This is a genomic window from Leifsonia sp. Root227, from assembly GCF_001428745.1.
GTDB lineage: Bacteria > Actinomycetota > Actinomycetes > Actinomycetales > Microbacteriaceae > Leifsonia.
The window spans coordinates 93,554-117,565 of sequence record NZ_LMIO01000004.1 but is presented as its reverse complement, the minus strand read 5'-3'; the positions used below and the strand labels follow the sequence as shown (position 1 = coordinate 117,565).

The 24,012-nt window shown below is 69.2% G+C and carries 24 protein-coding genes and 1 riboswitch; of the genes, 16 read left to right on the top strand and 8 right to left on the bottom strand.

What is annotated here, in order from left to right; all coding sequences use genetic code 11:
- The first annotated feature begins 53 nt into the window (after window positions 1–53).
- The 7 genes from ASE16_RS15210 (at window position 54) to ASE16_RS15180 (ending at window position 10,150) form a co-directional block, all read left to right on the top strand.
- Window positions 54–1,403 carry an extracellular solute-binding protein gene (locus tag ASE16_RS15210; protein ID WP_055896908.1) on the top strand — a complete coding sequence of 450 codons (1,350 nt, stop codon included), beginning with the start codon at window positions 54–56 and terminating at the stop codon, window positions 1,401–1,403.
- 7 nt (window positions 1,404–1,410) lie between these two features.
- A complete protein-coding gene (locus ASE16_RS15205) occupies window positions 1,411–2,370 on the top strand; it encodes a carbohydrate ABC transporter permease (RefSeq protein WP_055896905.1) in 960 nt (319 codons plus the stop codon).
- Entirely contained in the window at window positions 2,370–3,206 is an 837-nt protein-coding gene (locus tag ASE16_RS15200; RefSeq protein WP_055896902.1) for a carbohydrate ABC transporter permease, read from the top strand. Before ASE16_RS15205 ends, ASE16_RS15200 begins: the two co-directional genes overlap by 1 nt.
- Window positions 3,207–3,235: 29 nt before the next feature.
- A complete protein-coding gene (locus ASE16_RS15195) occupies window positions 3,236–6,298 on the top strand; it encodes an alpha-mannosidase (RefSeq protein WP_055896899.1) in 3,063 nt (1,020 codons plus the stop codon).
- Between the two features lie 132 nt (window positions 6,299–6,430).
- The gene (locus ASE16_RS15190) at window positions 6,431–7,093 is read left to right on the top strand and encodes a response regulator transcription factor (RefSeq protein ID WP_082581503.1); all 663 of its coding nucleotides are present in this window, start codon (window positions 6,431–6,433) and stop codon (window positions 7,091–7,093) included.
- Between the two features lie 17 nt (window positions 7,094–7,110).
- Window positions 7,111–8,811 carry a hypothetical protein gene (locus tag ASE16_RS15185; RefSeq protein ID WP_055896896.1) on the top strand — a complete coding sequence of 567 codons (1,701 nt, stop codon included), beginning with the start codon at window positions 7,111–7,113 and terminating at the stop codon, window positions 8,809–8,811.
- Between the two features lie 319 nt (window positions 8,812–9,130).
- Window positions 9,131–10,150, top strand: coding sequence for a hypothetical protein (locus ASE16_RS15180; RefSeq protein WP_235500529.1), 1,020 nt, complete (start codon window positions 9,131–9,133; stop codon window positions 10,148–10,150).
- A gap of 57 nt (window positions 10,151–10,207) precedes the next feature.
- Here ASE16_RS15180 and ASE16_RS15175 read toward each other — a convergent pair whose 3' ends face one another.
- Complete coding sequence (locus ASE16_RS15175) at window positions 10,208–10,753, bottom strand: hypothetical protein (protein WP_157480415.1); 546 nt, start codon at window positions 10,751–10,753, stop codon at window positions 10,208–10,210.
- An 83-nt stretch (window positions 10,754–10,836) separates the two neighbouring features.
- On the opposite strand from ASE16_RS15175, the gene ASE16_RS15170 reads away from it, so the two are divergent.
- On the top strand, window positions 10,837–12,258 hold the full coding sequence (locus ASE16_RS15170) for a glutamate decarboxylase (RefSeq protein ID WP_055896890.1): 1,422 nt from the start codon (window positions 10,837–10,839) through the stop codon (window positions 12,256–12,258).
- A gap of 69 nt (window positions 12,259–12,327) precedes the next feature.
- Complete coding sequence (locus tag ASE16_RS15165) at window positions 12,328–13,881, top strand: arylsulfotransferase family protein (RefSeq protein WP_157480414.1); 1,554 nt, start codon at window positions 12,328–12,330, stop codon at window positions 13,879–13,881.
- Between the two features lie 36 nt (window positions 13,882–13,917).
- Here the strand turns inward: ASE16_RS15165 and ASE16_RS15160 are convergent, their stop codons facing one another.
- The 4 genes from ASE16_RS15160 to ASE16_RS15145 are packed head-to-tail and all read right to left on the bottom strand — an operon-like array spanning window position 13,918 to window position 16,305.
- Window positions 13,918–14,592 (bottom strand): NUDIX domain-containing protein, encoded by a 675-nt coding sequence (locus ASE16_RS15160; protein WP_055896884.1) that lies wholly within the window; start codon window positions 14,590–14,592, stop codon window positions 13,918–13,920.
- Window positions 14,593–14,601: 9 nt separating this feature from the next.
- Window positions 14,602–15,642, bottom strand: a complete 1,041-nt coding sequence (locus tag ASE16_RS15155; RefSeq protein WP_055896881.1) for a YihY/virulence factor BrkB family protein — start codon at window positions 15,640–15,642, stop codon at window positions 14,602–14,604.
- Entirely contained in the window at window positions 15,632–15,877 is a 246-nt protein-coding gene (locus ASE16_RS15150) for a DUF3618 domain-containing protein (protein ID WP_055896878.1), read from the bottom strand. Before ASE16_RS15150 ends, ASE16_RS15155 begins: the two co-directional genes overlap by 11 nt.
- Complete coding sequence (locus tag ASE16_RS15145; RefSeq protein WP_055896875.1) at window positions 15,874–16,305, bottom strand: phage holin family protein; 432 nt, start codon at window positions 16,303–16,305, stop codon at window positions 15,874–15,876. The genes ASE16_RS15150 and ASE16_RS15145 overlap by 4 nt, the downstream gene beginning before the upstream one ends.
- A 134-nt stretch (window positions 16,306–16,439) precedes the next feature.
- Here ASE16_RS15145 and ASE16_RS15140 point away from each other — a divergent pair, with 134 nt between their 5' ends.
- From ASE16_RS15140 to crcB, 3 genes are all read left to right on the top strand, one after another.
- A complete protein-coding gene (locus ASE16_RS15140) occupies window positions 16,440–16,964 on the top strand; it encodes a universal stress protein (protein WP_055896872.1) in 525 nt (174 codons plus the stop codon).
- Window positions 16,965–16,992: 28 nt separating this feature from the next.
- A riboswitch (Fluoride riboswitch) is annotated at window positions 16,993–17,075 on the top strand.
- A 22-nt stretch (window positions 17,076–17,097) separates the two neighbouring features.
- The gene (locus tag ASE16_RS15135) at window positions 17,098–17,523 is read left to right on the top strand and encodes a fluoride efflux transporter FluC (protein WP_055896869.1); all 426 of its coding nucleotides are present in this window, start codon (window positions 17,098–17,100) and stop codon (window positions 17,521–17,523) included.
- On the top strand, window positions 17,520–17,894 hold the full coding sequence (gene crcB / locus ASE16_RS15130; protein ID WP_055896866.1) for a fluoride efflux transporter CrcB: 375 nt from the start codon (window positions 17,520–17,522) through the stop codon (window positions 17,892–17,894). The genes ASE16_RS15135 and crcB overlap by 4 nt, the downstream gene beginning before the upstream one ends.
- Window positions 17,895–17,933: 39 nt before the next feature.
- On the opposite strand, the gene ASE16_RS15125 is transcribed toward crcB, so the two are convergent.
- Window positions 17,934–18,296: a nuclear transport factor 2 family protein gene (locus ASE16_RS15125; protein ID WP_055896863.1), complete on the bottom strand. Its 363-nt coding sequence runs from the start codon at window positions 18,294–18,296 to the stop codon at window positions 17,934–17,936.
- A 134-nt stretch (window positions 18,297–18,430) separates the two neighbouring features.
- On the opposite strand from ASE16_RS15125, the gene ASE16_RS15120 reads away from it, so the two are divergent.
- The gene (locus tag ASE16_RS15120; protein ID WP_055896861.1) at window positions 18,431–18,928 is read left to right on the top strand and encodes a hypothetical protein; all 498 of its coding nucleotides are present in this window, start codon (window positions 18,431–18,433) and stop codon (window positions 18,926–18,928) included.
- A gap of 20 nt (window positions 18,929–18,948) precedes the next feature.
- Here ASE16_RS15120 and panD read toward each other — a convergent pair whose 3' ends face one another.
- Together panD and ASE16_RS15110 are read right to left on the bottom strand one after the other, a co-directional pair.
- Window positions 18,949–19,362 (bottom strand): aspartate 1-decarboxylase, encoded by a 414-nt coding sequence (panD, locus tag ASE16_RS15115; protein WP_055896857.1) that lies wholly within the window; start codon window positions 19,360–19,362, stop codon window positions 18,949–18,951.
- Window positions 19,363–19,433: 71 nt separating this feature from the next.
- Window positions 19,434–19,883, bottom strand: coding sequence for a MarR family winged helix-turn-helix transcriptional regulator (locus tag ASE16_RS15110; protein WP_055896854.1), 450 nt, complete (start codon window positions 19,881–19,883; stop codon window positions 19,434–19,436).
- 158 nt (window positions 19,884–20,041) lie between these two features.
- On the opposite strand from ASE16_RS15110, the gene ASE16_RS15105 reads away from it, so the two are divergent.
- The 3 genes from ASE16_RS15105 (at window position 20,042) to ASE16_RS15095 (ending at window position 23,993) form a co-directional block, all read left to right on the top strand.
- Entirely contained in the window at window positions 20,042–21,265 is a 1,224-nt protein-coding gene (locus tag ASE16_RS15105; protein ID WP_055896850.1) for an MFS transporter, read from the top strand.
- A gap of 40 nt (window positions 21,266–21,305) precedes the next feature.
- The gene (locus ASE16_RS15100) at window positions 21,306–22,343 is read left to right on the top strand and encodes a hypothetical protein (RefSeq protein WP_157480413.1); all 1,038 of its coding nucleotides are present in this window, start codon (window positions 21,306–21,308) and stop codon (window positions 22,341–22,343) included.
- Between the two features lie 84 nt (window positions 22,344–22,427).
- Window positions 22,428–23,993, top strand: a complete 1,566-nt coding sequence (locus tag ASE16_RS15095) for an LPXTG cell wall anchor domain-containing protein (RefSeq protein ID WP_235500528.1) — start codon at window positions 22,428–22,430, stop codon at window positions 23,991–23,993.
- Window positions 23,994–24,012: the final 19 nt, after the last annotated feature.

The window sequence follows — 24,012 nt, the reverse complement described above, 5'->3', positions numbered from 1 at the left end:
GGCACCGCAGGGCAGGGAAGGCGCCCACCGGACATCGAAGCAAGGGAGCATCGATGAAACGCAGCAGAGTTCTGGTCGCCGTGGTGGCCGCATCCGCACTCGTCGCACTGGCCGGATGTTCGTCGTCCGGGTCCAACGACGGCAAGACCATCAAGGTGGCATACCAGGATTTCGGCACCGACCTCATGGCCAAGTTCATGGCCAAGGCGAAGGCCGGGTTCGAGAAGGCCAACCCGGGGGAGAAGGTCACCCTCGTTCCGATCAAGGCCGCTGAGAACGACTACTACACCAAGCTCTCGCTGATGAACCGCAGCGCCAGCACCGCACCTGACGTGCTCTACGAGGACACCTTCCTCATCCGCTCCGACGCGCAGGCCGGGTACCTCGAACCGCTCGACTCGTACGTGAACAAGTGGGACGAGTGGTCGCAGTTCTACGACAACGCCAAGGACGCAGGCAAGGGCGACGACGGCAAGATCTACGGCGTCTCGATGGGCACGGACACCCGCGCCCTCTGGTACAACAAGGACATCTTCGCCAAGGCAGGGCTGCCGGCCGACTGGAAGCCGAAGGACTGGAACGACGTGCTGGATGCGGCCAAGACCATCAAGGACAAGGTCCCCGGCGTCACCCCCATCAACATCTTCTCCGGCAAGGCCGGCGGTGAGGCCAGCTCGATGCAGGGCTTCGAGATGCTGCTCTACGGAGCGAGCAAGGACGGCCTGTACGACGCATCGTCCGGCAAGTGGATCACCGGCTCGAAGGCGTTCACCGACTCCCTGGATGTGCTGAAGGAGGTCTACCAGGGCGGCCTCGGCCCGTCGCAGGAGATCACCAGCGACACCAACTACCAGAACATCGTGACCAGCCAGCTCATCCCGCAGGGCAAGCTCGCCATCAACCTCGACGGCTCGTGGGTCGCAGGCACCTGGCAGTCCACCGGCGACACCAACTGGCCGGAGTGGGAGAAGACGATGGGCGTCGCTCCGATGCCGACGCAGACCGGCCAGGAGCCGGGCAGCATCAGCATGTCGGGCGGCTGGACGCTGTCGATGGGGTCGAAGAGCAAGGTCAAGGACGAAGCCTGGAAGTTCATCTCCTACGCCCTCAACAAGGCCAACTCGCTCGACTTCGACATCTCGCTCAGCCAGATCCCGGTGCGCAAGGACGTCGCGGCCGACCCGGCGTACGCCAAGTCGAACCCCACATCCACGTTCTTCGCCTCGCTGGTGGATGTGACCAAGTTCCGTCCTGCGACCCCGGACTACTCGAAGATCTCCAACGGGATCCAGGTGGCCATGGAGTCGGTGATGACCGGCCAGCAGTCACCAGCCGAAGCCGCCAAGGCGTACGACGACACGGTCGTCGGCATCGTCGGCAAGGACAAGACGAAGTCGGAGTAACCAGACAGTGACGTCGACAATCGACGCCGTCGCCGAGGGCGCGAGCGGCCGGGGAACCTCCCGGCCGCCCCGCCCGGAGCGGACGGCACGTTCGCGCAGAGTCCGGCGATCGGTCGCGAGGACCGTCCCGCTCATCCCGGCCATCGGCCTCCTGGTCGTGTTCCTGGTCGGGCCGATCCTCTCCTCCTTCTACGGATCGTTCACCAACTCGTCGCTCACCGGGGCCGCGGCCGCGTCGAGCGAGTGGGTGGGCCTGAAGAACTACATCGACCTGTTCAACAGCCCGGACTTCCCTGTCGCGGTGGTCCTCACCCTGGTCTTCCTCATCGGCTCCGCCGTCATCGGGCAGAACATCGTCGGGATGGTCCTGGCCCTGCTGATGCGGGCGGGCGGCCGGGTGGTCGGCGCCATCGTGTCGACGTTCGTCGTCGGCGCGTGGGTGCTGCCGGAGATCGTCGCCGCGTTCGCGTCGTACGCGTTCTTCAGCCAGAAGGGCACGCTCAACGCCATCCTCGCGATGGTGGGCATCACCGGGCCGTCGTGGCTGTTCGCGTTCCCGATGCTCGCCGTGATCCTCGCCAACACCTGGCGAGGCGCCGCCTTCTCGATGCTCGTATACTCGGCGGCGCTGCAGGAGGTGCCGCCCGAGATCACCGAGGCGGCGGAGGTCGACGGCGCGAACGGCATCAAGCGGTTCTTCCTGGTGACACTGCCGATGATCCGCCGCAGCATCTCCACCAACCTGATGCTGATCACCCTGCAGACCCTCTCGGTCTTCACCCTCATCTACGTGATGACGGGAGGCGGTCCTGGCAACAAGTCCATGACGCTCCCCGTGCTCGCCTACCAGGAGGCCTTCAAGTTCTCCGAGCTGGGCTACGGCACCGCCATCGCGACCATCCTGCTGCTCGTGGGCGCCGTGTTCGCCATCGTCTACGTGCGCGCTCTCAAGACGGAGGTGGACTGATGCGCCTGTCATCGCCGAGCGGTCTCGCTCTCAAGTGGACCGCCAACATCCTGCTGCTGCTGATCGGGCTCGTCTTCGTGCTTCCGATGGTGTGGGTGGTGTTCGCGTCGTTCGACGGCTCTGCCACCCTGGCCGTCGGCTGGCCGAAGCAGTGGACCCTGGAGAACTTCCAGAAGGTGCTCACACCGGACCTGGCGTTCGTGCCGCTCTGGAACAGCCTCTTGCTGTCTGCGGGATGCGCGTTCATCACGGTGATCGTCGCCATCCTGGCCGCGTACCCGCTGTCCCGCTACCGCAACAGGTTCAACAAGCCGTTCCTCTACGCGATCCTGTTCGGCACCTGCCTGCCGATCACCGCGATGATGGTCCCGGTCTACAGCCTGTTCGTGTCGTTGAACCTGATCGACTCGATCGGTGGGACGATCCTGTTCATGGCAGCATCGTCGCTTCCGATGGCGATCTGGATGACGAAGAACTTCGTCGACTCCGTGCCGCTCTCCCTCGAGGAGGCAGCGTGGGTCGACGGTGCGTCGAGCATGAAAACGCTGTGGACCGTTGTCGTCCCGCTCGTCCGCCCCGGGATCGCCGTGGTGTTCATCTTCGTGTTCGTGCAGGCGTGGGGCAACTTCTTCGTGCCGTTCGTGCTGCTGCTCAGCCCGGAGAACCAGCCGGCCGCCGTCAGCATCTTCACCTTCTTCGGGCAGTACGGAGCCGTCGCGTACGGCCAGCTCGCGGCGTACTCGCTCATCTACTCCGTGCCCGTGATCGCCCTCTACGTCCTCGTCTCCCGCGTGCTCGGTGGTTCGTCCGCGCTCGCCGGAGCCGTCAAGGGCTAGACCCCGTACCTCTTATATAAGGAGTCTCGTTGTATCAACAGAACCAGCTCGTCGAGATGCGCGTCGACCGTTTCGTGCGCGAGCGTCTCGCACCCGCACTGGAGCGCGCGTCCGCGCCCGTGACGATCGAGGCGTGGGAGGTGCCGGACGAGCCGGTGCCGTTCGCGCAGGCCGTCGCGAACACGTTCACGCCGTTCGAGCTCGGGCAGGCGTGGGGCCGGCCGTGGGGGACGGTCTGGTTCCGCGTCACCGGCACCGTTCCCGCTGAGTGGGACGCGGACCCGGACGACGTCGAGCTGGTCGTCGACCTCGGCTTCACAGCAGGACAGGTCGGCTTCCAGGCCGAGGGCCTGGTCTGGGCGACCGACGGCACCATCATCAAGGCGATCGAACCGCTCAACGGCTACGTCCGCCTGCGCCTCGCTCCCGGTCAGCCGTTCGAGGTCTACGTCGAGGCGGCGGCCAATCCGGATGTGGGCAGCGAGTTCGTGGACTTCGTCCCCACCAAGCTTGGCCGCAAATCCACCGCACCGCAGCATCCCATCTACGCGCTGCGGCGTATGGCCGTCGTGCACCGCGACCGCGAGGTGTGGGAGCTGGTGCAGGACGTGTGGACGGCGCGCGGCCTCGCCGCCGTGCTGCCGGAGCAGTCGCCGCGCCGCGCATCCCTCTTCGCCGCACTGGATGCGGTGGTGGATGCGGTCGACCCGACCGATGTGCACGGCACGGCAGCGGCCGGCCGGGCCGCGCTCGCCGGGGTGCTCGCCTCCCCGGCGGCCGCGACGGCCCACTCGATCTTCGCGGTCGGGCACGCGCACATCGACTCGGCGTGGCTGTGGCCTGTGCGGGAGACGATCCGCAAGTGCGCCCGCACATTCTCCAACGTCCTCGACCTGATGGACCAGGATGCGGACTTCGTGTTCGCCTGCTCGTCTGCGCAGCAGTTCGCCTGGATGAAGCAGTTCTATCCCGAGCTGTTCGAGCGCATCCGGGTGCGGGTGGCCGAGGGCAGGTTCGTACCGGTCGGCGGCATGTGGGTGGAGTCGGACACGAACATGCCGGGTTCGGAGGCGATGGCCCGCCAGTTCGTGGAGGGCAAGCGGTTCTTCCTGGAGGAGTTCGGCTTCGAGCCGAAAGAGGTCTGGCTGCCCGACTCGTTCGGATACTCCGGGGCCCTCCCGCAGATCGCCCGCGCGGCAGGGGCCGACTACTTCCTCACCCAGAAGATCTCCTGGAACGAGACCAATAAGTTCCCGCACCACTCGTTCGACTGGGAGGGCATCGACGGCACCAGGATCTTCACGCACTTCCCGCCGGTCGACACATACAACTCGGTGCTCTCCGGCGCCGAGCTCGCGCACGCGGAGCAGAACTTCGCCGACAAGGGAAGCGCGAACACCTCGCTCGTCCCGTTCGGCTTCGGCGACGGAGGTGGCGGGCCGACCAGGGAGATGGTCGCCGCAGCCAAGCGCACCGCGTCTCTGGAGGGTTCGCCGACCGTGCGGGTCGCGACGCCGGCCGAGTTCTTCGCGGCGGCGTCCGCCGAGTTCTCGCCCGCGCCGGTGTGGGCTGGGGAGCTCTACCTGGAGTTCCACCGCGGAACGTACACGTCGCAGGCTCGCACCAAGCACGGCAACCGCCGCAGCGAGCACCTGTTGCACGAGGCAGAGCTGTGGGCGACGACGGCCGCCGTGCGCGCCGGGGCCGCATACCCGGTGGAGGAGCTGCGCCAGGCGTGGCGGACCGTGCTGCTGCAGCAGTTCCACGACATCCTGCCTGGGTCGTCGATCGGCTGGGTGCACGACCAGGCGGTGGAGAACTACGGGATCGTTGCCGAGGCGCTGGAGGGCGTGATCGCCCGGTCGGTGGCGGCGCTGGGGGACGCCGCATCCACTGCTGTCGTCTTCAACGCGTCGCCGTTCGCGGTCGACGGCGTTCCCGCCTTCGGCGCTGGAACCGCATCTCGGCCAGGGGATGCCAGGATCGAGCGCTCAGGCGACGGCTTCGTCCTGGCCAACGCGCTCATCACGGTGACGGTCGACGGCGACGGTCTGGTGACCTCCATCGTCGAGGCGGCGTCCGGCCGGGAGGCGCTCCCGCCGGGAACCAGGGCCAACCTGCTGCAGCTCTTCCGTGACACCCCCACCCAGTGGGACGCGTGGGACGTGGACGTGGAGTACCGCCGGTTCGGCGACGACCTCACGGCGCTCGACAGCCTGGAGGTCGTGGCGGACGGCGCGGACAGCGTCGCCCTGCGGATCGTGCGCAGCTTCGGCTCGTCCGTCGTCACGCAGACGGTGTCGCTCGACGCCGGCTCTGCGGCGCTCGACATCCTCACGCACGTCGACTGGCACGAGAAGCAGCGGATGCTGAAGCTGGCGGTCCCCGTGGATGTGCACACCGCGTCCGCCAGGTCGGAGATCCAGTTCGGTCACATCGAGCGGCCGACGCACACCAACACGAGCTGGGACACCGCCCGGTTCGAGACGCCGGCACACCGCTGGGTGCACGTCGCCGAGGCCGGTTTCGGCGTCGGCGTCGCGAACGACTCGACCTACGGCCACGACATCACCCGTCGCGCCCGCGACGGTGGAGGCACGTACTCGCTCGTGCGGCAGACACTGCTGCGGGCGCCGATGTTCCCGGACCCGGATGCCGACCAGGGCGAGCACACGCTGCGCACCTCGATCGTCGTCGGCGGCCTGGATGCGGCGATCGAGGCGGGCTACCGGCTCAACCTCCCTGCGCGCACCGGCCAGGCGACCGCCGTCGAGCCGCTGGTGTCGTCGGAGACCCCGGCCGCGGTGATCGAGACGGTGAAGCTCGCCGAGGACGGCTCGGGCGACGTGATCGTGCGGCTCTACGAGGCGCACGGCTCGCGCACCACGGCGAGCATCGGCGTCCACTTCCCGCACACCGGCGTCACGCAGACCGACCTGCTCGAACGCGAGACGGCACAGGATGCTGTCACCGGCGCGACCGGCGACGGCGGCTCCGGCGACGGCGGCTCCGGCGACGGGTCCGGCCCTGGTGCGGTCGCCATCTCCCTCCGCCCGTTCCAGCTCGTCACCCTCCGCATCGCGCGGGGGTGACCACCGACTGCCCGCCCCGGGCCGCGCGAACCCCGGGGCGGGCATCCTTTCCTGGCTGGCGCACTGCGGAGCCCCGAACTGGGTGCACCCACCGGTCCGGTGCCGCCCGCCCACGCCGATATTCTGTCGGGCATGGCGGTGGACGGGTGGAGACGCAGGGCGCTGGTGGTCGAGGACCACGCGCTGATGCGTTCGCTCGTGGCCGAAGCGCTCGAACGGCGGGGGTTCGACGTGACCCCGGCTGCGTCGTCCGCCGATGCACTGCGGCTGGCCGATCAGGCCGATCCCGACCTGCTGGTGACCGACATCGACCTGGGGGAACGGCCGAACGGCCTCGAGCTCGCGACGATCCTGCGCGAACGGGCGCCGTATCTCGCCATCGTCTTCCTCAGCAACCTGTCTCGCGAGGCGGCGTCCGCCCGTGCGCGGGAGACGGTCGCCGGAGCGTCGTTCGTGAACAAGGGCGCCATCGCCGACATCGACGAACTCGTGGTGGCCGCCGAGGCAGCGCTCGCCGAGCGCCCGGTGTCGCGGGAGGCTCCGAGCGGTGACGGCCGGGCGGCGCTGCTGCGGCTGAGCGAAGCGCAGCTCGAGACGACGCGGCTGCTGGCCGCCGGGTTCTCGAACGCCGAGATCGCGCGCCGTCGTGGGGTCACCGTGCGCGCCGTCGAGAAGAGCATGGAGCGGATCTTCAACGCGCTCGGCGTCTCCGGCGACGACCGTCTGACGCCGCGCGTGGCCGCCGCGACCCTCTACACCGCCACCTTCGGCGACCCGCAGACCGGGCTCGGCTGAGCTCGAATGGCCCGGTCGTGAACCTCGTCTCCACCCGCCGCCTCCTCGCGCGTGCGACGGGGCGCAACGCGATCACCTGGTGGACCTGGATCATCACGTTCCCGTTCGCCATGACCGTCATGTCCGGTGTGCAGTACGTGGACGGCGGCCGCTCGCTCGGCGAGGCGGAAGCCGTCGCCGGCGTCGAGCATCTCGCGGTCGGCCTCGCGATGCTGGCCGCATACGGCGTGCTGCGGGTGACGCCCGACCGGATGCGCGCGGTCGTCGTCCTGGTGCTCTTCGCGGCCGTCGGCGTGCTCAGGCCGTTCCTGTTCCTGTGGACGGGAGGCCTGCTCGGCATCCCTGTCGAGGTGGGTGAGCTCGGAGCCCGCATCGCCATCAACGTCGTCATCTGCCTCTCCGTGTTCCCGCTCATCGCGATCGGCGTCGATCTGGTGCGCGACCACCGCGGCGTGTACCGGCGGCTCAACGCCGTGCGGCAGGCGGCGGAAGCCGACGAGCGGGCGGGACGCGAGCGCATCCGGACCTTGCGGGCGACGTCTGTGGATGCGGTGCTCGCGCAGATCGAGGACGCCGCCGCCCCCGCGATGCTCGCCGGAATCGAGCCGGCCGACGCTTCCCGGTTGCTGCGCTCGCTCGCGAACGACATCGTCCGTCCGGCGAGCCACGAGCTCTACGCCGCGGACGCTACGCCGGGGCAGCGCGCCGCCGTCGAGTCGTCGTCGTCCGGCAGGCTCGGCTGGCTCGGCTCCGTGATCGGCGGGATGCGGGCGGCGCCGCCACTGCCGACCGCCGTGCTGTTCGTCGGGATGGTCACGCCGTTCGCGCTCAGCTCATACGGGGTCGGCCTCGCCGTCATCCAGATTCCGGTGACCCTCGCCATCCTCCTTCTGGCGAACATCGGCGTCGCCAGGCTCTCCTCCCTGATGCGCCGGCCGGCAGCCCGAGTGGCAACCGTCTTGGCCGGTTACGTCGTGGCAGGGGTGGTGCTCACCGTCGAGAGCGACAGGATGCTGCGCGCGCTCGGCTTCGCCCCCGACCTGATCGTGTTCCAGGCCTTCATCTATCCGTGCATCGCAGCGGCGGTCGCGTTCGTGTCGTCGCTGTCGGTGCGCGTGCGCGCCGACCAGAGCGAGATCGAGGAGTCGATGCAGGCGGCCGTCGAGGCGGCGGCGCGCGTGCGCGTCGACTACGACCACGAGCGGGAGGGCATCGCCAGGCTGCTGCACTCCGGGGTGCAGTCCGAACTGATCGCCAGCGCCCTCGCTGTCGGGATGAGCGGAGCGACCCCCGCTGACGCAGCGACTGCAGTGCGAGATGCCGTCGACCGCATCAGGACCGGACTGCGGGGCGCGCGGCCCGCGACGGACGCGCGCACGCGCATCCGGATGCTGGCGGACAGCTGGAGACGGGCGATGACGCTCGACGTGCGCATCGACGACACCGTGTGGGACCGCCTGGACGACGACCGTCGCTGCGAGGCGGTCGTCGACGCGATGTCCGAGGGGCTGGCCAACGCGGTCAGGCACGGGGACGGGTCGCCTGTGACCCTCGACCTGACGCGCGGGCAGGACGGCGGCGTGCTGGTGCGCGTGACGTCGGGAGGCGAGCTCGCATCCCCCGGAGCGGGGATCGGCCTCAGGGACCTGGCCGGGCGCGCGGAGGTCGCCTTGCGCGAACGCTCCGGCGGGGTCGAACTGGCGGTCGCGATCCCCTGACGCTCGCGTCTGGCTGCCGTTTTGGAGCCGTCTCGGAGCCGCGTCCTGGCCGCGCCGGGCGGTTCGTGTCGTAACAGCCGTACCCCGTCGGTCCCCCAAAACGCGGACACCGTAGATTCGTTTTCATCAAAGCGGTGCAACCCGCGATGAAACCCCCGGTCAGGGGCCCATTCCTGCGTGACCCGAACGCGCGGGACGGGCCCCTGCGGCCGGGGAATCTATGCATGTTGATGGAACCTTCAGGCGATATCGGGTAAAACAGATCAGTACGCGTTTGCGCAAAGCCCCGCGCATTACCCCCCGCTCAGAAAGACCTAGCTTGCCCCAGTCCAGTGCCCCGTCGCGGTCTCGCCGCACCTATCGGGCTCCGGTCGTCGTCGACGTCCAGGAGCCGGCGGAGCTCTCGACCGACCCCGGACAGGTCTTCGTCAGCCGGCGCGAACGCGTCGAGGCTGAGCGTCAGCGTCCGGCGAAGCGCGAGCGGATCGTCGTCAAGCCGACCAGGCGCGAGCTGTCGGCACGGCGCACCACGCAGCAGCCAGGCGCCGTCGTCGCCGCACCGCGGCAGGGCATCTTCCGCAAGGTGCACGTCACGCATCGCAAGCGCTTCGGCTTCCACGCCGCTGTGCTCCTCGCGCTGACCGCGTTCTTCGGAACCGCGGCCCTTCCGGCATATGCGAGCTCGGCTGAGGCGTCGCCGATGGGCAACGCCCGCACGGCCCTCGCCGTCCAGACGCTCACCGGCGGCGGCACCACGGCCCAGGTCGTCTCCCGCGACGGGATGCAGATCGCCGAGTCGCCGCAGATGCTCGACTCCACCATGAACACCTCGGTGTCGCCGAGCGTCGAGGCGCTCGCGGTCCAGCTGATGGGCGCTGTCGCCTCCGGCCGCCTCGTCGGCTCGACCCCCAACCACATCCCGGAGATCGCGGACCTCGCCGAGGGCAACGCCGTCCCTGGCTGCGGCGTCGACTACCGGGTGCTGCAGTCGATCTCGGTCGCACTCGAGCACTTCTCCCAGGTGGGCGTCAGCGACATCAACCGCCGCTGCACCGGCCAGATCGAAGGCGCAGGCACCGAGTCGTCGCACTACGCGAACGGCGGAGGCCACGCCGTGGACTTCTACCTCCTCGACGGCGCCCCCCTCACGGGCGGCGACTCGCGCTCGCTCGAACTGATCAGCATCCTCGACCCGCTGGTCCCCAACGGCTCCGGCCTCGGCCAGATCAACTGCCGCTCCTCGATCAGCGTCGAGAACTTCAAGCCGTTCGACGACACCTGCAACCACCTGCACATCGACTTCGGCAACGCCACAGCGCCGACGCTCGCGCAGGGCTAGACAGCGGGCGCGTTCAGGCGCAGCGGATCCGCTGCGACGTCCTGACGTTGGATGCTCTCAGAGGGCTCGCCAGCCGCACGGGGAATCCGGGTCGACCGCCTCTGAGTCGAGGCCGTTCTCATCCAGAGCGTTGAAGATCCGAAGGTCGCCGCGGTCAGTGGCGAGCCACACTCCTGTGGTCAGCCACCGAGCGCGAGTGTCGCTTGGATCGTCGACGCTCTGAGTCTCGAGCACGCCCCGCGTCGCCCGTATGTCCGTGACGACTCCGCCAACGCGTGAAAGCAGGGCATGGTCGGCGTTCCGGCGCCATTCAAGGGGCCGCTCCACCCACGCTACCGGGGGCACGCCGACGTCGATGGTGTCCCACGTGATCGACAGGTCGTCGAACTTCTCCCAGGCGATCTCCAATTGAGCTCCGGTGTCGAAGCGGAGTACGACGGGCAGATCAGCGAACCAGTCGTCATCGACGAACCACACGGTCCACGCTTCGATCAGCTGCTGGCCGACCAGCGCGCGTAGACGCTTGGCCTGACGTGCGAACTGCGCATCCGCGGGAAGGAAGTCGGGCCGCCAGCCCGACACCTGTGGGTTCTTCGGCGTCACGCAACGATCTTCTCATTGCTCACGGTGGCATGGCCCGCCCGGAACAATGGCGCCACCACACCGCACAGGCCTACCGTGGCAGCATGACCACATCGCAGGCAGGGCAGCCGCACGAGTCGCATCACGAACACACCGGTCTCAGCGAGCAGAACCAGCTCAATCCGCTGTTCGCGCGAGCGGGCGAGGCGACCGACTTCCCGCTGAACACCCTGCCGTCGGGGGAGTCGCTGCCGGAGACCGCGTACCAGATCGTGCACGACGAGGCGATGCTCGACGGGAACTCGCGGCTCAATCTGGCGACGTTCGTCGGCACCTGGATGGATCCGCAGGCCGACAAGATCTACGCGGAATCCGCGGACAAGAACATGATCGACAAGGACGAGTATCCGCAGACCGCCGCCATCGAGGCGCGGTGCTGGAAGATGCTCGCCGGGCTGTGGAACGCACCCGATCAGGCGAAGGCGGTCGGCACATCCACCATCGGTTCGTCCGAGGCGTGCATGCTGGGCGGGCTCGCACTGAAACGGCGGTGGCAGCATGCGAGGAAGGCGGAGGGGAAGTCGGTCGAGAAGCCGAACCTCGTGCTGTCGAGCGCTGTGCAGGTGTGCTGGGAGAAGTTCTGCAACTACTGGGATGTGGAGCCGCGCTTCGTGCCGATCAGCGACGAGCACAGGGTGCTCGACGGGTTCGAGCTGGAGAAGTACGTCGACGAGAACACCATCGGGGTCGTCGCGATCATGGGGGTCACGTACACGGGCATGTACGAGCCGGTCGCCGCCATCGCCGAGGCGCTCGACCGCATCCAGGCGGAGACCGGGCTGGACATCCCCATCCACGTCGACGGCGCGTCCGGCGCCATGATCGCGCCGTTCCTGCAGCCCGACCTCGCCTGGGACTTCCGGGTGGAGCGGGTGGCGTCGATCAGCACGTCAGCGCACAAGTACGGGCTCGTGTACCCGGGCCTCGGCTGGGTGGTCTGGCGCTCGGTCGATGCGCTGCCGAAGGACCTGGTCTTCGACGTCACCTACCTTGGCGGCCGCATGCCGACGTTCGCGCTCAACTTCTCCCGGCCTGGCGCGCAGGTGCTGCTGCAGTACTACCTGTTCCTCCGACTGGGCTGGGACGGCTACTACCGGGTGCAGAAAGCCTGCCAGGACGTCGCGGTCTACCTGGCGGGCGAGATCGCAGCGATGGATGCGTTCACTCTCTGGAACGACGGCACCGACATCCCGGTGTTCGCCTGGCAGCTCACGCCGGGGCACACCGACAAATGGAATCTCTACCACCTGTCGGAACGCCTGCGGCTGAAAGGCTGGCTGATCCCTGCGTACCCGATGCCGGACGACCTCTCCGACCTGGTGGTGCAGCGCATCGTGGTGCGCAACGGGTTGAGCCGCAACCTGGCCGAGAGCCTGGTCGTCGACATCAGGGAGGCCGCCGACTACCTGGATGCGCTGGAGGCGCCCATGCCGACCGAGGGGCAGGTCACGAGCTTCGCCCACTGACCCCGTGGTCCTCAGGTCGCTCACAGGTGCGACCTAGCTCGCGCTGAAAAACGCGCGGATAGTGGAGGGGTGACCCCTGAACGAACCGACAGGCAATCCGACGCGCCCGAACCAGCACCAGACCAGGCGCAGAAGCGGAAGACCACTGCTCTCTCGCGTCGCGCCCTCATCACCGGAGGGACCATGCTCGGGGTCGGCGTCGCTGCGGCGGCCATCGCCGCCACCCGGCCGGGCTCCGGCTCGTCCGCGGCGACCGGCCAGGCCACACCGTCCGCGTCTTCCACCGCCCAGCCGGTGCTGCGCTCGTTCGTCAGTTCCGACCTGACCGTTCCCGCCATCACCTCGTGGAAGACGGGGACGACGGCGCCCGGCTTCGTGTTCGTCACCCAGCAGGTGACGGGCTTCAACGGCGCCATCGTGCGTGAGAACGGCGAGCCCGTGTGGATAGAGCCGACCAAGGCGAACGTCACCGACCTGAAGGTCCAGACCTACCGCGGCGAGCCCGTGCTCACGTACTGGACCGGAAAGAGCACGGGCGGGCACGGGGCTGGGCAGGGGAAGATTCTCGACTCCACGTACGCGACCATCGCGACCGTCTCAGCAGGGAACGGCCTCGACGCCGACCTGCACGAGTTCAATCTCACGGACCGCGGCACGGCACTCGTCACCGTCTACGCGACGAAGCCCGCCGACCTCAGCTCCATCGGCGGACCGAAGAACGGCTACCTCTACGACTGCCACGTGCAGGAGATCGACGTGGAGACGGGGAAGGTGCTGCTCGACTGGGATGCGCTCGACCACATCCCGGTCTCGGAGACGTATCTCGGGCTCACCCAGGATGCGGGTCACGACGGCACGACGGCGGGGCGCGCTTTCGACGCCTACCACCTGAACGCGGTCGAGGAGGACGGCGACCGGCTCCTCGTGTCGGCGAGGCACACCCACACGATCTATTCGATCGACCGCGCGACGGGCGACGTGAAGTGGCGGTTCGGCGGCAAGAAGAGCGACATCGCCGTGCAGAAGGACGCGGTGTTCGCCTGGCAGCACGACGTGCGCCGCCACGACGACGGCACGATCACGCTGTTCGACAACCACCTGTACTCGGGGACGGACGGGGCATCCCGCGGCCTGAAGTTCTCGCTCGACACGGGCGAGACCACCGCGACGCTCGAACAGGAGTACCGCTACGACAACCACCTCGGCACCGCGATGGGCAGCGTGCAGGTGCTGCCGAACGGCAACGTCCTCGTCGGCTGGGGCACCGACCCGGCCGTGACGGAGTTCACCGCGGCGGGCGACGCGGTCTACGAGGCGACCCTCGGCGCCATCTCCTACCGGGCGTCCAGGCACGCCTGGGTCGCGCACCCCACGACGGCCCCCTCGGTCGCCGTGCGTTCAGAGGGCGGCGGGATGCGCGTGTTCGCGAGTTGGAACGGCGCGACGGAGGTGCACTCCTGGCGGGTGCTCGCCTCCACGTCCGGCGAGCCGGCTCCGGTCGGCACGGTGAAGCGTTCCGGGTTCGAGACCTCGCTGCTGGTGAAGCAGGCGCAGCACGTCGCGGTGCAGGCGCTGGATGCGAACGGCGAGGTGCTGGCAGCGTCGAAGACGATCAGCGTGTGACGATCCGGCTGCGCCCGACGGACCCGCGCCAGACGATCAGCGCGCGAACAGGTTGAGCGCCGCCCACTGCAGCAGGATGACGGTCTTGCCGTCCACGATGGTGCCGTCGGCGATGCGGGCGAGAGCGTCGTCGTAGCCGATGGTCACCGGCTCGATCTCTTCGCCCTCCTCCTCGACCCCGCCTCCTCCTCGCACGTCCCTGGCCGCGTACGGCGCGGCGAAGAAGTGCACCCGTTCGGTGACGGAGCCGGGGCTCATGTAGAGATCGAACAGATGGCTCAGCTCGCCGACCGTCACGCCGAGCTCCTCCGCGGCCTCGCGCCGGATGGCCTCCTCGGCCGAGTCGTCGTCGAGCAGTCCGGCTGCAGCCTCCACGAGCATCCCGTCCGGGTGGCCGTTGACGTAGGCGGGGAAGCGGAACTGCCTGGTGAGCAGCAGCGTGCGCGCCTCCTGGTCGTAGAGCAGGATCGTGGCGCCGTTGCCGCGGTCGTACGTCTCGCGCGCCTGCGTCGTCCACGCGCCGTCACGGCCGCGGTAGTCGAACGTGGTGCGGCGCAGCACGTGCCAGCCGTCTGAGGTGACCTCCACATCCAGGATGCGCACGTCCGGATTCCCGTCGAGGTCGCGGCCGACCAGGTCCAGCCCCGTCCTGCCGCGGGAGTCCGGGACGGTCGTACCCTGGCGGTCCTGTCCTGGCTGATCCGTGCTCATAGCGCGAGCCTAACGGTAGCGCTTGCGGATCTCCCTGGCGGCGAGGATGTCGGAGGACGCCGCATCCCGAGCCTTCACGATGGCCTTGTCGGACTTCAGCGGCAGGCGCAGCACAGAGTCCGCCTCGATGCCGCTGACGAGCTGCCTGGCGCGCTCGATCTCCGAGTCGAGCTCGGCGCCGAGCAGGAGGGCGACGTTCGCGATCCAGATCCACAGCAGGAACACGATGATGCCGGCGAGCGCGCCGTACGTCTTGTCGTAACTGCCGAAATTGGCCACGTAGAACGCGAAGAGGGCCGAGGCGATCCCGAGCACGATGATGGCGGCGAACGAGCCGGTGGTCAGCCAGCGGAACTTCGTCTGCTTGACGTTCGGGGTCGCCGAATACAGCAGGGCGACCAGCAGCACGATGGCGACGATCATGATCGGCCACTTGACGATCGACCACACCACCTCGACGGTGCTGCCGACGCCGAGCGCGTTCCCGATGGCGGTCGCCACCGGACCGGACACCACCAGCAGGAGCGCCATCAGCGCGATGAGCACGAGCGCGGCGACCGTGACGCCGAGCTGCACGGGACGGAGCGAGAACACCGTCCGCCCCTCCCGCACCCCGTACACCCGGTTCAGCGCACGACCGAAGCCGCCGACGTAGCCGGAGGCCGACCAGATCGCGCCGACGATGCCGATCGCGAGCGCCCAGCCGCTGGCGGGGGAGGCGGCGAGGTTCTCGATCGGGCCCTTGACCGCATCCAGTGTGCCGGGAGCGATCTCCTCCACCACCTGGAACAGCGCGTCGATGCCGGCCTGGCTCTGACCGATCAGGCCCAGGATGCTCACCAGTGCGATCATCGCCGGGAACAGCGACAGCACGGCGAAGTAGGTCAACCCTGCGGCGAGGTCGGTGCAGGCGTCGAGCGAGAAGCTCCGGAACGTGCGCTTGAGGATGAACCCCCACGGCAGCTTGAACCACGAGACGCGGTGCATCCGCTCGATGCGGCCGACGGCCTCCGCGCGTGCAGCGCCGACGCCTCCGCGGTCAGCGGGCACGCGACCGGCCTCGCGTCAGCATGGCGACCGCTCCAGCGGCCGCGGCGACGACGCCGAGGAACAACCCGACGAACAGCACGGGATGCGAGCGGATCTGCACCCCGGGGTTGAACGTCGCGAACAGGTCGTCGAGCGTCGAGGCGAGTTCGTCCCTGGTCTGTTCCAGGTCGAGCTTGATCGTGGGGATGCCCGCTCCGTCGGGGATGGGAGGACGCTCGGGGCGGCGGTCGGTCACGGTCGCTCTCCCTTCAGGGCGCGAAGATCGTCGCCCAGTTCCTGCTTGAGGTCGTCCGGCACGGGCGGAACGCCGCGCTTGAGGCTCGACCTGCCGATGAGGGCGGTGATGATGCCGAGCACCAGCAGGATGCCCGCGACGATCAGGGCCGCGAGCCAGGCCGGGACGATCAGTGCGAAGGCCAGCACGGCCGTGGTCACCAGGGCGCAGAGCGCGAAGAACACGAACATCAGGGCGGCCACGAACAGGCCGATGCCGACGCCGGCGGCCTTCGCCTTGGCGCTCATCTCCGCCTTGAACAGTGCGAGCTCGCTCGCCACGAGCCTCCGCAACTGGGCGACCAGGTCCTTCGTCAGCTCGGGCAGCGGCCGCAAGCCTTTCGTGGTCCTGCGTCGCTCGCGGGGAAGCGGCGGCTTCTCGAAACTCATCGGGCTCCCTGTTCGTTGGTGGCTGTCGTTCTGTCGGGTGTGTTGCGGCGCCGACCCGCGGGGTCAGCGCGTTACCGCGACCGTACCCCAGCATCCTGCAGCCGTCGAGGGCACAGGTGGTGCACACTAGGGACATGAGCGGCAACGACAGCACTCTGCGTGGCGGAATCCTCGTCGCGGTCGTCCCCGGACAGCCGGTGACGGTCCTCGAACAGGCCATCAAACTGGCCGACGATCTCGACGTCCCCCTGGTCTGCGCGAACGTCGACCCCAACCGGTACCTGGTGTCGAGCTACGTCGACGGCACGGTGGTCGCCCTGCCGTACGACCCGGACCTGCCGGAGGTCGAGGACGAGACGTTCGACCCTGAGCTGGCGGAACGCATCAGGGAGGTGCTCGACGGCACGGGGGTGCCGTACCAGTTGCAGCAGCTCGCAGGAGACCCGTCGTGGGCGCTCACCAAGCTGGCCGACGACGTGGATGCGCGCTACATCGTGGTCGGGACGCGTGAGGCCGGGCTGCGGGGGAGCATCCGCGAGTTCTTCAACGGATCGGTGGCCGTGCATCTGGCGCACCGGCAGCACCGACCGGTGATCGTGGTGCCCCTGGCGCCCGTGCCGGGCAAGGGTGCGCTGCCGTGGGAGGACCCGCCGGTCTGACGGGCCGGTATCGGGTGCATCGGTATAGTGGGCGGACGGCGATGGATCTCGCCTGGGCAGCACCCGTGCCGTGCCCGAACCGCGTCGTCCGCTGATAGTTCCTACGCTTCCTGACCGAAGGGTGGATACCGCTGTGTCGACGACCAGACCCGTTCCCGTGCATCTGCACTGGCGCTACCTCGGACTCGTGTTCGCCGGCGGCGCCCTCGGAACGACGGTCCGCTACCTGATCTCGGCCGCTGTGCCCCCGCTCGCCGGTCTGCCGGTGGCGACGTTCGGCATCAACGTGGTCGGCGCGTTCGTGCTCGGCTGGCTGCTCGAGACGCTCGCGCTGCGCGGACCCGACCACGGGATGCGCCGCAACCTGCGCCTGTTCGCCGGCACGGGCATCCTGGGCGGGTTCACCACGTACAGCGCGTTCGCGGTGGATGCGGACGGGCTGATCGCGGCCCAGAACCTCGGCGGCAGCATCCTCTACGCCATCGCGACGATCGTCGTGGGCGCGGCGGCCACGCTCGCGGGGATCGCGCTCGCCGCACGGCTGGGGCGCGCCGAATGACGCCGCTGCTCGTGCTCGGGGTGGCCGTCGCCGGCGGGCTCGGCGCCGTCGCGCGCCTCGTGCTCGACGGCGTGCTGCGCAGCCGCATCGTGGTCTCGTTCCCGCTCGGCACCACGGTGATCAACGTGACGGGGTCGTTCCTCCTCGGCCTGGTCACCGGCCTCGCGATCGCCAACGGCCTGCCGGCGGAGTGGCGCGCTGTGATCGGGACGGGCTTCCTCGGCGGATACACCACGTTCAGCACGGCCAGCTATGAGACCGTGCGACTCGCGCAGCAGCGCCGCTACCGCGCTGCCGCGTTCAACGCGTTCGGCATGATGCTGCTCGCGCTCGCCGCCGCCGGCCTCGGCCTCTGGCTCGGCTCGCTGTAGGAGGCGGGCCCACAGAGGAGGCGGAGGAGAGTCGACGGGTCAGTCCTGCGCGGACTCCTGCTCCATCCACCACTCGGTGAACTCCTCGGCGCGGCCATCCGGCACGAGCTTCACCACCCAGAGGTTGCTGTAGATGGGGCCGTCGCGGTAGTCGGTGACGCCCTCGACGAAGTAGGTGAGTTGATCCTGGCCTGCGATGCGCCACTCGAACGTGGCCGCGCCAGGGTCGTCCTGCGCATCCAGCCAGCCCTCGACGATCTCGAGGTGCCCGTCCCATGGTTCGGCGAACGGTTCGGTGCGGTAGCTGGCGTCCTCGGTGAACAACGCCCGGATGTCGTCCGGATCGTTGGACTCCCACGCCCGCCGATAGAGTGCCACCCACTTCTCGATCGGTTCGCTCATGGCCTCTTTATACGCCAACGCGTGGCCGACGCGCCATGAAAGCCGCCAAATGCGCGGCAAACCCGGGAAACGCGACGCAAGCACCGGCCTCGCGGGGCTGCCGGGGGACCGCATCCCGTCGCTACCATGTGGGCATGGATGCGCAGCTCGAGCCGTGGGCGGAGTTCAACGTCGCCATCGCGGGAGCGGGGGCCGCCCTCGGCGGGCTGCTGATCGTGGCGCTGTCGGTGAACATCAAGCAGATCGCCGAGTCGCGCGGACTCGCCGCGCGGGCGGGAGCCGCCATCGCGGCGCTCATCCTCGGCATCGTGCTGGCGTGCGCTGCGCTCATCCCCGGCCAGGCGCTGTGGGCGTACGGGATCGTGACGCTCGTGGGCACGGCGATCGGGGTGGTGATCGCGGTGCTGGCCGCGCGGGCCATCCTGCGCGATCCGGAGCGGGCCGACTTCCACCGGTGGGATGCGCAGCACATCGCGTCGTTCGTGGCACCGCTTGCGATCTTCGCGGTGGGCGGGGTGCTCGGGGTGCTGTCGAGCCCCGTTGCGCTCTACTTCGTGGCGGCCGGGACGATCGTGGCGCTGATCGGGGCCGCGCTGTTCAGCTGGATCGCGCTGGTCGAGATCCTGCGCTGAGCCGCACTGCGCTGGTGTGTCTAGCGCACCGCGAACGGAGGGGTCTCGACGCCGGGCACCAGAGCGCCCGCAGGGTCGGAGTTCACGGCGACGATGCGGTTCTGCGCATCCACGTGCACCACCGTCGGCTCGAACGCGCGGGCCTCCGCATCCGTGAGCTGGGCGTATGAGATGACGATAACGAGGTGGCCGACCTCCGCCAGGTGGGCGGCGGCCCCGTTGACGCCGATCACGCCGCTGCCGCGCTCGCCGGCGATCAGGTAGGTCTCGAAGCGGTTTCCGTTGGCGATGTCGACAACGCTCACCTGCTCGCCTGGAAGCAGATCGGCCGCGTCGAGGAGGTCGAGGTCGACCGTGAGCGAGCCGACGTAGTGCAGGTCGGAGTGCGTGACGGTCGCGCGGTGGATCTTGGACTTGAACATGGTGCGGAGCATCGGGGGCGCCCTTTCTCAGGAATGCAGTCTCAGCGAGGCGGTCTCAGTTGAGCAGCCTCAGCGAAGCGGTCTCAGTGCACCAGCGCGAGCTGGGGGAGCGCGGAGATCAGCGAGGCGAGCTCCGGAACGTCGTGGGCCTCGGCCAGAGCGCGCTCGAGGGCGTCGTCGTGGATGGGGCGTGCCGCGTCGAGCAGGTGGTGGCCCGCGGCCGTGAGCTCGGTGTAGATGCCACGGCGGTCGTCGTCGCAGAGCACGCGGGTGAGGAGGCCGCGCTCCTCCAACCGGTTGACGAGGCGCGTGGTCGCAGACGGACTGAGCGCGCTGGCGCGGGCGAGCTGCTGCATGCGCATGTGCCAGCCGTCCTGGCGGCTGAGGGCGTCGAGCACCGTGTATTCGACCACGGAGAGCTGCACCTCTTTGCTGAGCGCGCGTTCGAGTTCGCTCTCGATGAAGTTGTGCAGTGCGGCGAGGGTCCGCCAGCCCTGGGCGCGCACCTCGACGGCGTCGTCGGTGATTCCCATCGGGGCCTCCTGTCTGTGCTCGGTCGCCCGTGCTCGGTCGTCTGTGCTCGGTCGTCTGTGTGCCGGCGCGCGCATCCACGGGTTGCGGAAAGTAGTTGCATGTGCAACTATTTATGACGCGCTTGCAACTATCAGAGTATCAGCATCAAGGAGTTCTCATGCCTGTCGGCCTCATCGCCCTCGCCCTCGGCGGCTTCGGCATCGGCCTCACCGAGTTCGTCATCGCCGGCCTCCTCCCCGAGGTGGCCGCCGACTTCCACGTGAACGAAGCGGCGGCGGGTTGGCTCATCTCCGGCTACGCGCTCGGGGTGGTGGTCGGCGCCCTCTTCCTCACGGCGGCCATCAACCGGCTCCCGCGCAAGGCGGCGCTGCTCGGGCTGATGGTGCTGTTCATCGTCGGCAACACGGTGTCGGCGCTCGCCCCGACATACACGCTCATGCTGTCCGGCCGCGTCCTCGCTGCTCTCGCGCACGGCGCGTTCTTCGGCATCGGGTCCGTGGTCGCGGCCGGGATGGTCGCGCCGGACAAGAAGGCTCGCGCCATCGCGATCATGTTCACCGGCCTCACCGCGGCGAACGTCCTCGGTGTCCCGTTCGGCACGCTGCTCGGCCAGGCGCTCGGCTGGCGGTCCACGTTCTGGGCCATCGCGATCATCGGCGTCCTGGCGACGGTCGGAGTGGCGACCCTCGTGCCGAAGGGCACGGGCGCTGCAGACCCGGCGGACCCGGCGGCGCAAGGCGGCCTCCGCCACGAGCTGCGCGCGTTCCGCTCCGGCCAGGTCTGGCTGTCCATCGTGGTGACCGTCCTCGGCTTCGGCGGGATGTTCGGAGCGTTCACATACATGGCCTTCACACTCACCGAGGTCAGCGGGTTCGCATCCAGTGCCGTGCCGTGGCTGCTCATCCTGTTCGGCGTCGGGCTGTTCGCCGGCAATGCGCTCGGGGGGCGCTTCGCCGACCGCGCGCTCGACCGGACGCTGATCGTGGTGCTCTCCGGGCTCGCGGTGATTCTCGCGGTGTTCGCGCTCGTCGCCGGCAACCCGGTCGGAGCCGTGATCGCCCTGGTGCTGATGGGCGCCTTCGGCTTCGCGACCGTGCCAGGACTGCAGATGCGCGTGATGAACTACGCACCGGATGCGCCCACCCTCGCGTCCGGCGCGAACATCGCCGCCTTCAACGTCGGCAACGCCCTCGGAGCGTGGATCGGCGGAGTGACGATCACCGCAGGGCTCGGGTACACGTCGCCGCTGTGGGCGGGCGCGCTCATCACCGTGGGCGCCGTGGTCGTGATGGTGTTCGCCGCGTCGGCCGCGCGACGCTCGCGCGCTCGGGCGGCGGACGGCTCGGCAAAAACCTCGTCCGAGACGGTTCCTGTCGGGTAGACGAAGGAGTACAGTCGCGATTGTCTCGAACGGTCAGGGGGTGATCGGGTTGGTACAAGCGGCTGAACAGCCCACCGCCTTCTCCCCTGCACGCGTGCTGATCGGGTCTTTGATCGGCGGCGCCGGGCTCGTGATCCTCGGCTTCTTCCTCGGTTCGTCTCAGGCGTCCGCCGCGGAGCCTGCCCCGCCACCTCCCGCGCACTCGGTGCTTGGGGCGGTCGGCGGCGTGGTCTCCGACCTCGACAAGACGGTCGGTTCGGTCGTCGGCGGCGTGACCGACGCCGCGACGAGTGTGACCCAGGCGGTCGCGCCCGTCGTACCGGATCCCGTCCAGGATGTGGTCGCAACGGTGACCACGCCGGTCACGGACACGCTCGGCAGCATCGCAGACCAGGCTCCTGTGACCAGCACGGTGACGCCGGTCGTGACCGCCGTCGACAACGTCGTGAACTCGATCCCGCTGACCAACGGCCTGCTCGGCGACGACCCCGTCGCCACGGTCGTCACCCCGGTCACCGACGCGGTGGACGACACGGTCGCCTCCGTGGTCGACGGTGCGACGAACGCGGTCGATCCGGTCACCGGGACGCCGATCGTCACGATTCCGCCTCTTCTTCCGCCTGTCGTGCCAGGAACGCCGGGTGTTCCGGGTGCCCCGGGTACGCCGGGTGTCGACGGTCCTGGTGCCCCGGGTGCGGATGCGGGCGGCCAGCTCGCCCTGACCGCTCCTGCCGCGCAGGGAGCCGGTGCAGGCGCGTCGATTCTCGTGACGGATCGTGCTGGACGCGCGGGTGCGCATCCACTGGCTGTCGCGACCGCTGGCGAACGCTCTGTGACGCTGCCGGGCGGCGTCCCTGCGACGCCTGGCGAGCCGGGAGGGCCATCGCCTGCGACTCCGCCTGCGCCGACCACGGGTAGTGGGTCCGGCGGGGCGGGAACCGGTGGCGCCGCATCCGGTGCGGCCGTCCCGGAGAGCTTCAATGCACCTCTCGCCGCACGAGGTGGCCTGCTCGGTGCGTTCGGCGACGACCGTGTTCCGGCGTCGCCCGTGCTCGACCACGACACCAGCCCCGACTGAGTGGGTCGCCTCTGCCCTTCTACGGCAGAACTCGACCGAAGTCTCCCGTGTGGGAGCACAAACACTCAATCGAAAGGCAAGACCATGAACAAGTACGTGTCGAGGGGGTTGTGGTTCACCCTCTTCCTCGGCGGGTTGTCACTGGCGGGTGTCGGCGTCGCGAACGCGGCCGAGACCAGCGGAAGTGACGGCACCGCATCCGGGACGCAGGCCGTCGTCGACCTGACCGTCCCTGTGACCATCAGCGGAAACGGCATCAGCGTGCTCGGTGACTCGAGCAGCGCGGACGCGACGGCTGCGGCGCCTGCCGCTGCTGCACCTGCTGCCGCGCCCGCCCCTTCCGCGTCGGTCGACACCTCCGGGCTGGGCGGTGTGCTCTCCGGCACGCAGGCCCTGGTGGATGTGAACGTGCCGGTGACGGTCACGGGCAACTCGATCAGCGCGGTGGGGGATGCGGCGACCGCTGACTCCACGTCGGCTGCTGCTCCCGCTCCTGCGGCTGCTGCTCCCGCGGCATCCGGTCCGACGACCTCCGGTTCGGACGGCGTCGCCTCCGGAACGCAGGCCCCCGTGGATGCGGCTGTGCCGGTGACGGTCGGCGGGAACGCGATCAGCGTGCTCGGCGACTCGACCAGCACGGGATCGACCGCGACCGCTCCGGCAGCGGGAACCCCCGCGGGTTCTGGCGCGACGACGACGGGCGCGGACGGTATCGCGTCGGGCATCCAGGCGCCGATCGGCGCTGCTGTGCCGGTGACGGCCGGCGGCAATGCGGTCAGCGTCCTCGGCGACTCGACGTCGACCGGTTCGAAGACGACTGCTCCTGCCGCCGGAACCTCGACGGGTTCTGGTGCGACCACCACCGGCGCGAACGGTATCGCGTCGGGCATCCAAGCGCCGATCGGCGCTGCCGTGCCGGTGACGGCCGGCGGCAACGCGATCAGCGTTCTCGGTGACTCGACCTCGACCGGTTCGACCGCGACTGCTCCAGCAGCCGGGTCGGCCGGCGGCGGGTCCGCTCCGACGACCACGGGGGACAACGGGGTGCTCTCGGGCATCCAGCTGCCCATCGGCGCCGGCGTGCCGGTGACCGCTGGTGGGAATGCGGTGAGCGTTGTGGGCGACAGTTCGTCCAGCGGCTCCGCGACCACGGGTGGAAGCACCGGGTCTGCGGGATCCCCGTCGACCAGCGGTGACGGTGGCCTGCTCGGGGGCATCCAGCTTCCGGTCGGGCTGGGCATCCCGGTGACCGTCGGCGGCAACGCCATCAGCGTCATCGGCGACAGCGGCACCACCGGCGCCACCACGACGCCGACCACGCCGACCACGCCGACCACCCCGACGACGCCGACGACGCCGACCACTCCGACGACGCCGACGACGCCGACCACCCCGACGACACCGGCCAACCCCGGCACCCCGTCGACCCCCGGTGGCGGCACCGACGGCACCACCACAGCGGCCGACCCCGGCTCCGTCACCGCCCTCGCGGACGGCGACGCAACGTCGGCCGGGATGCTCGCATCCACCGGCTCCGACATCTCGGGTCTCGGGGCGCTCGCGGCACTGCTGGCGCTGCTGGGTGTCGTGCTGCTGTTCGCCCGCCGCAACCGTGAGGCTGCAGCGGTGCGTCACCACCGCATCCACTGAGCCCGGCGGGGTTCGAGGA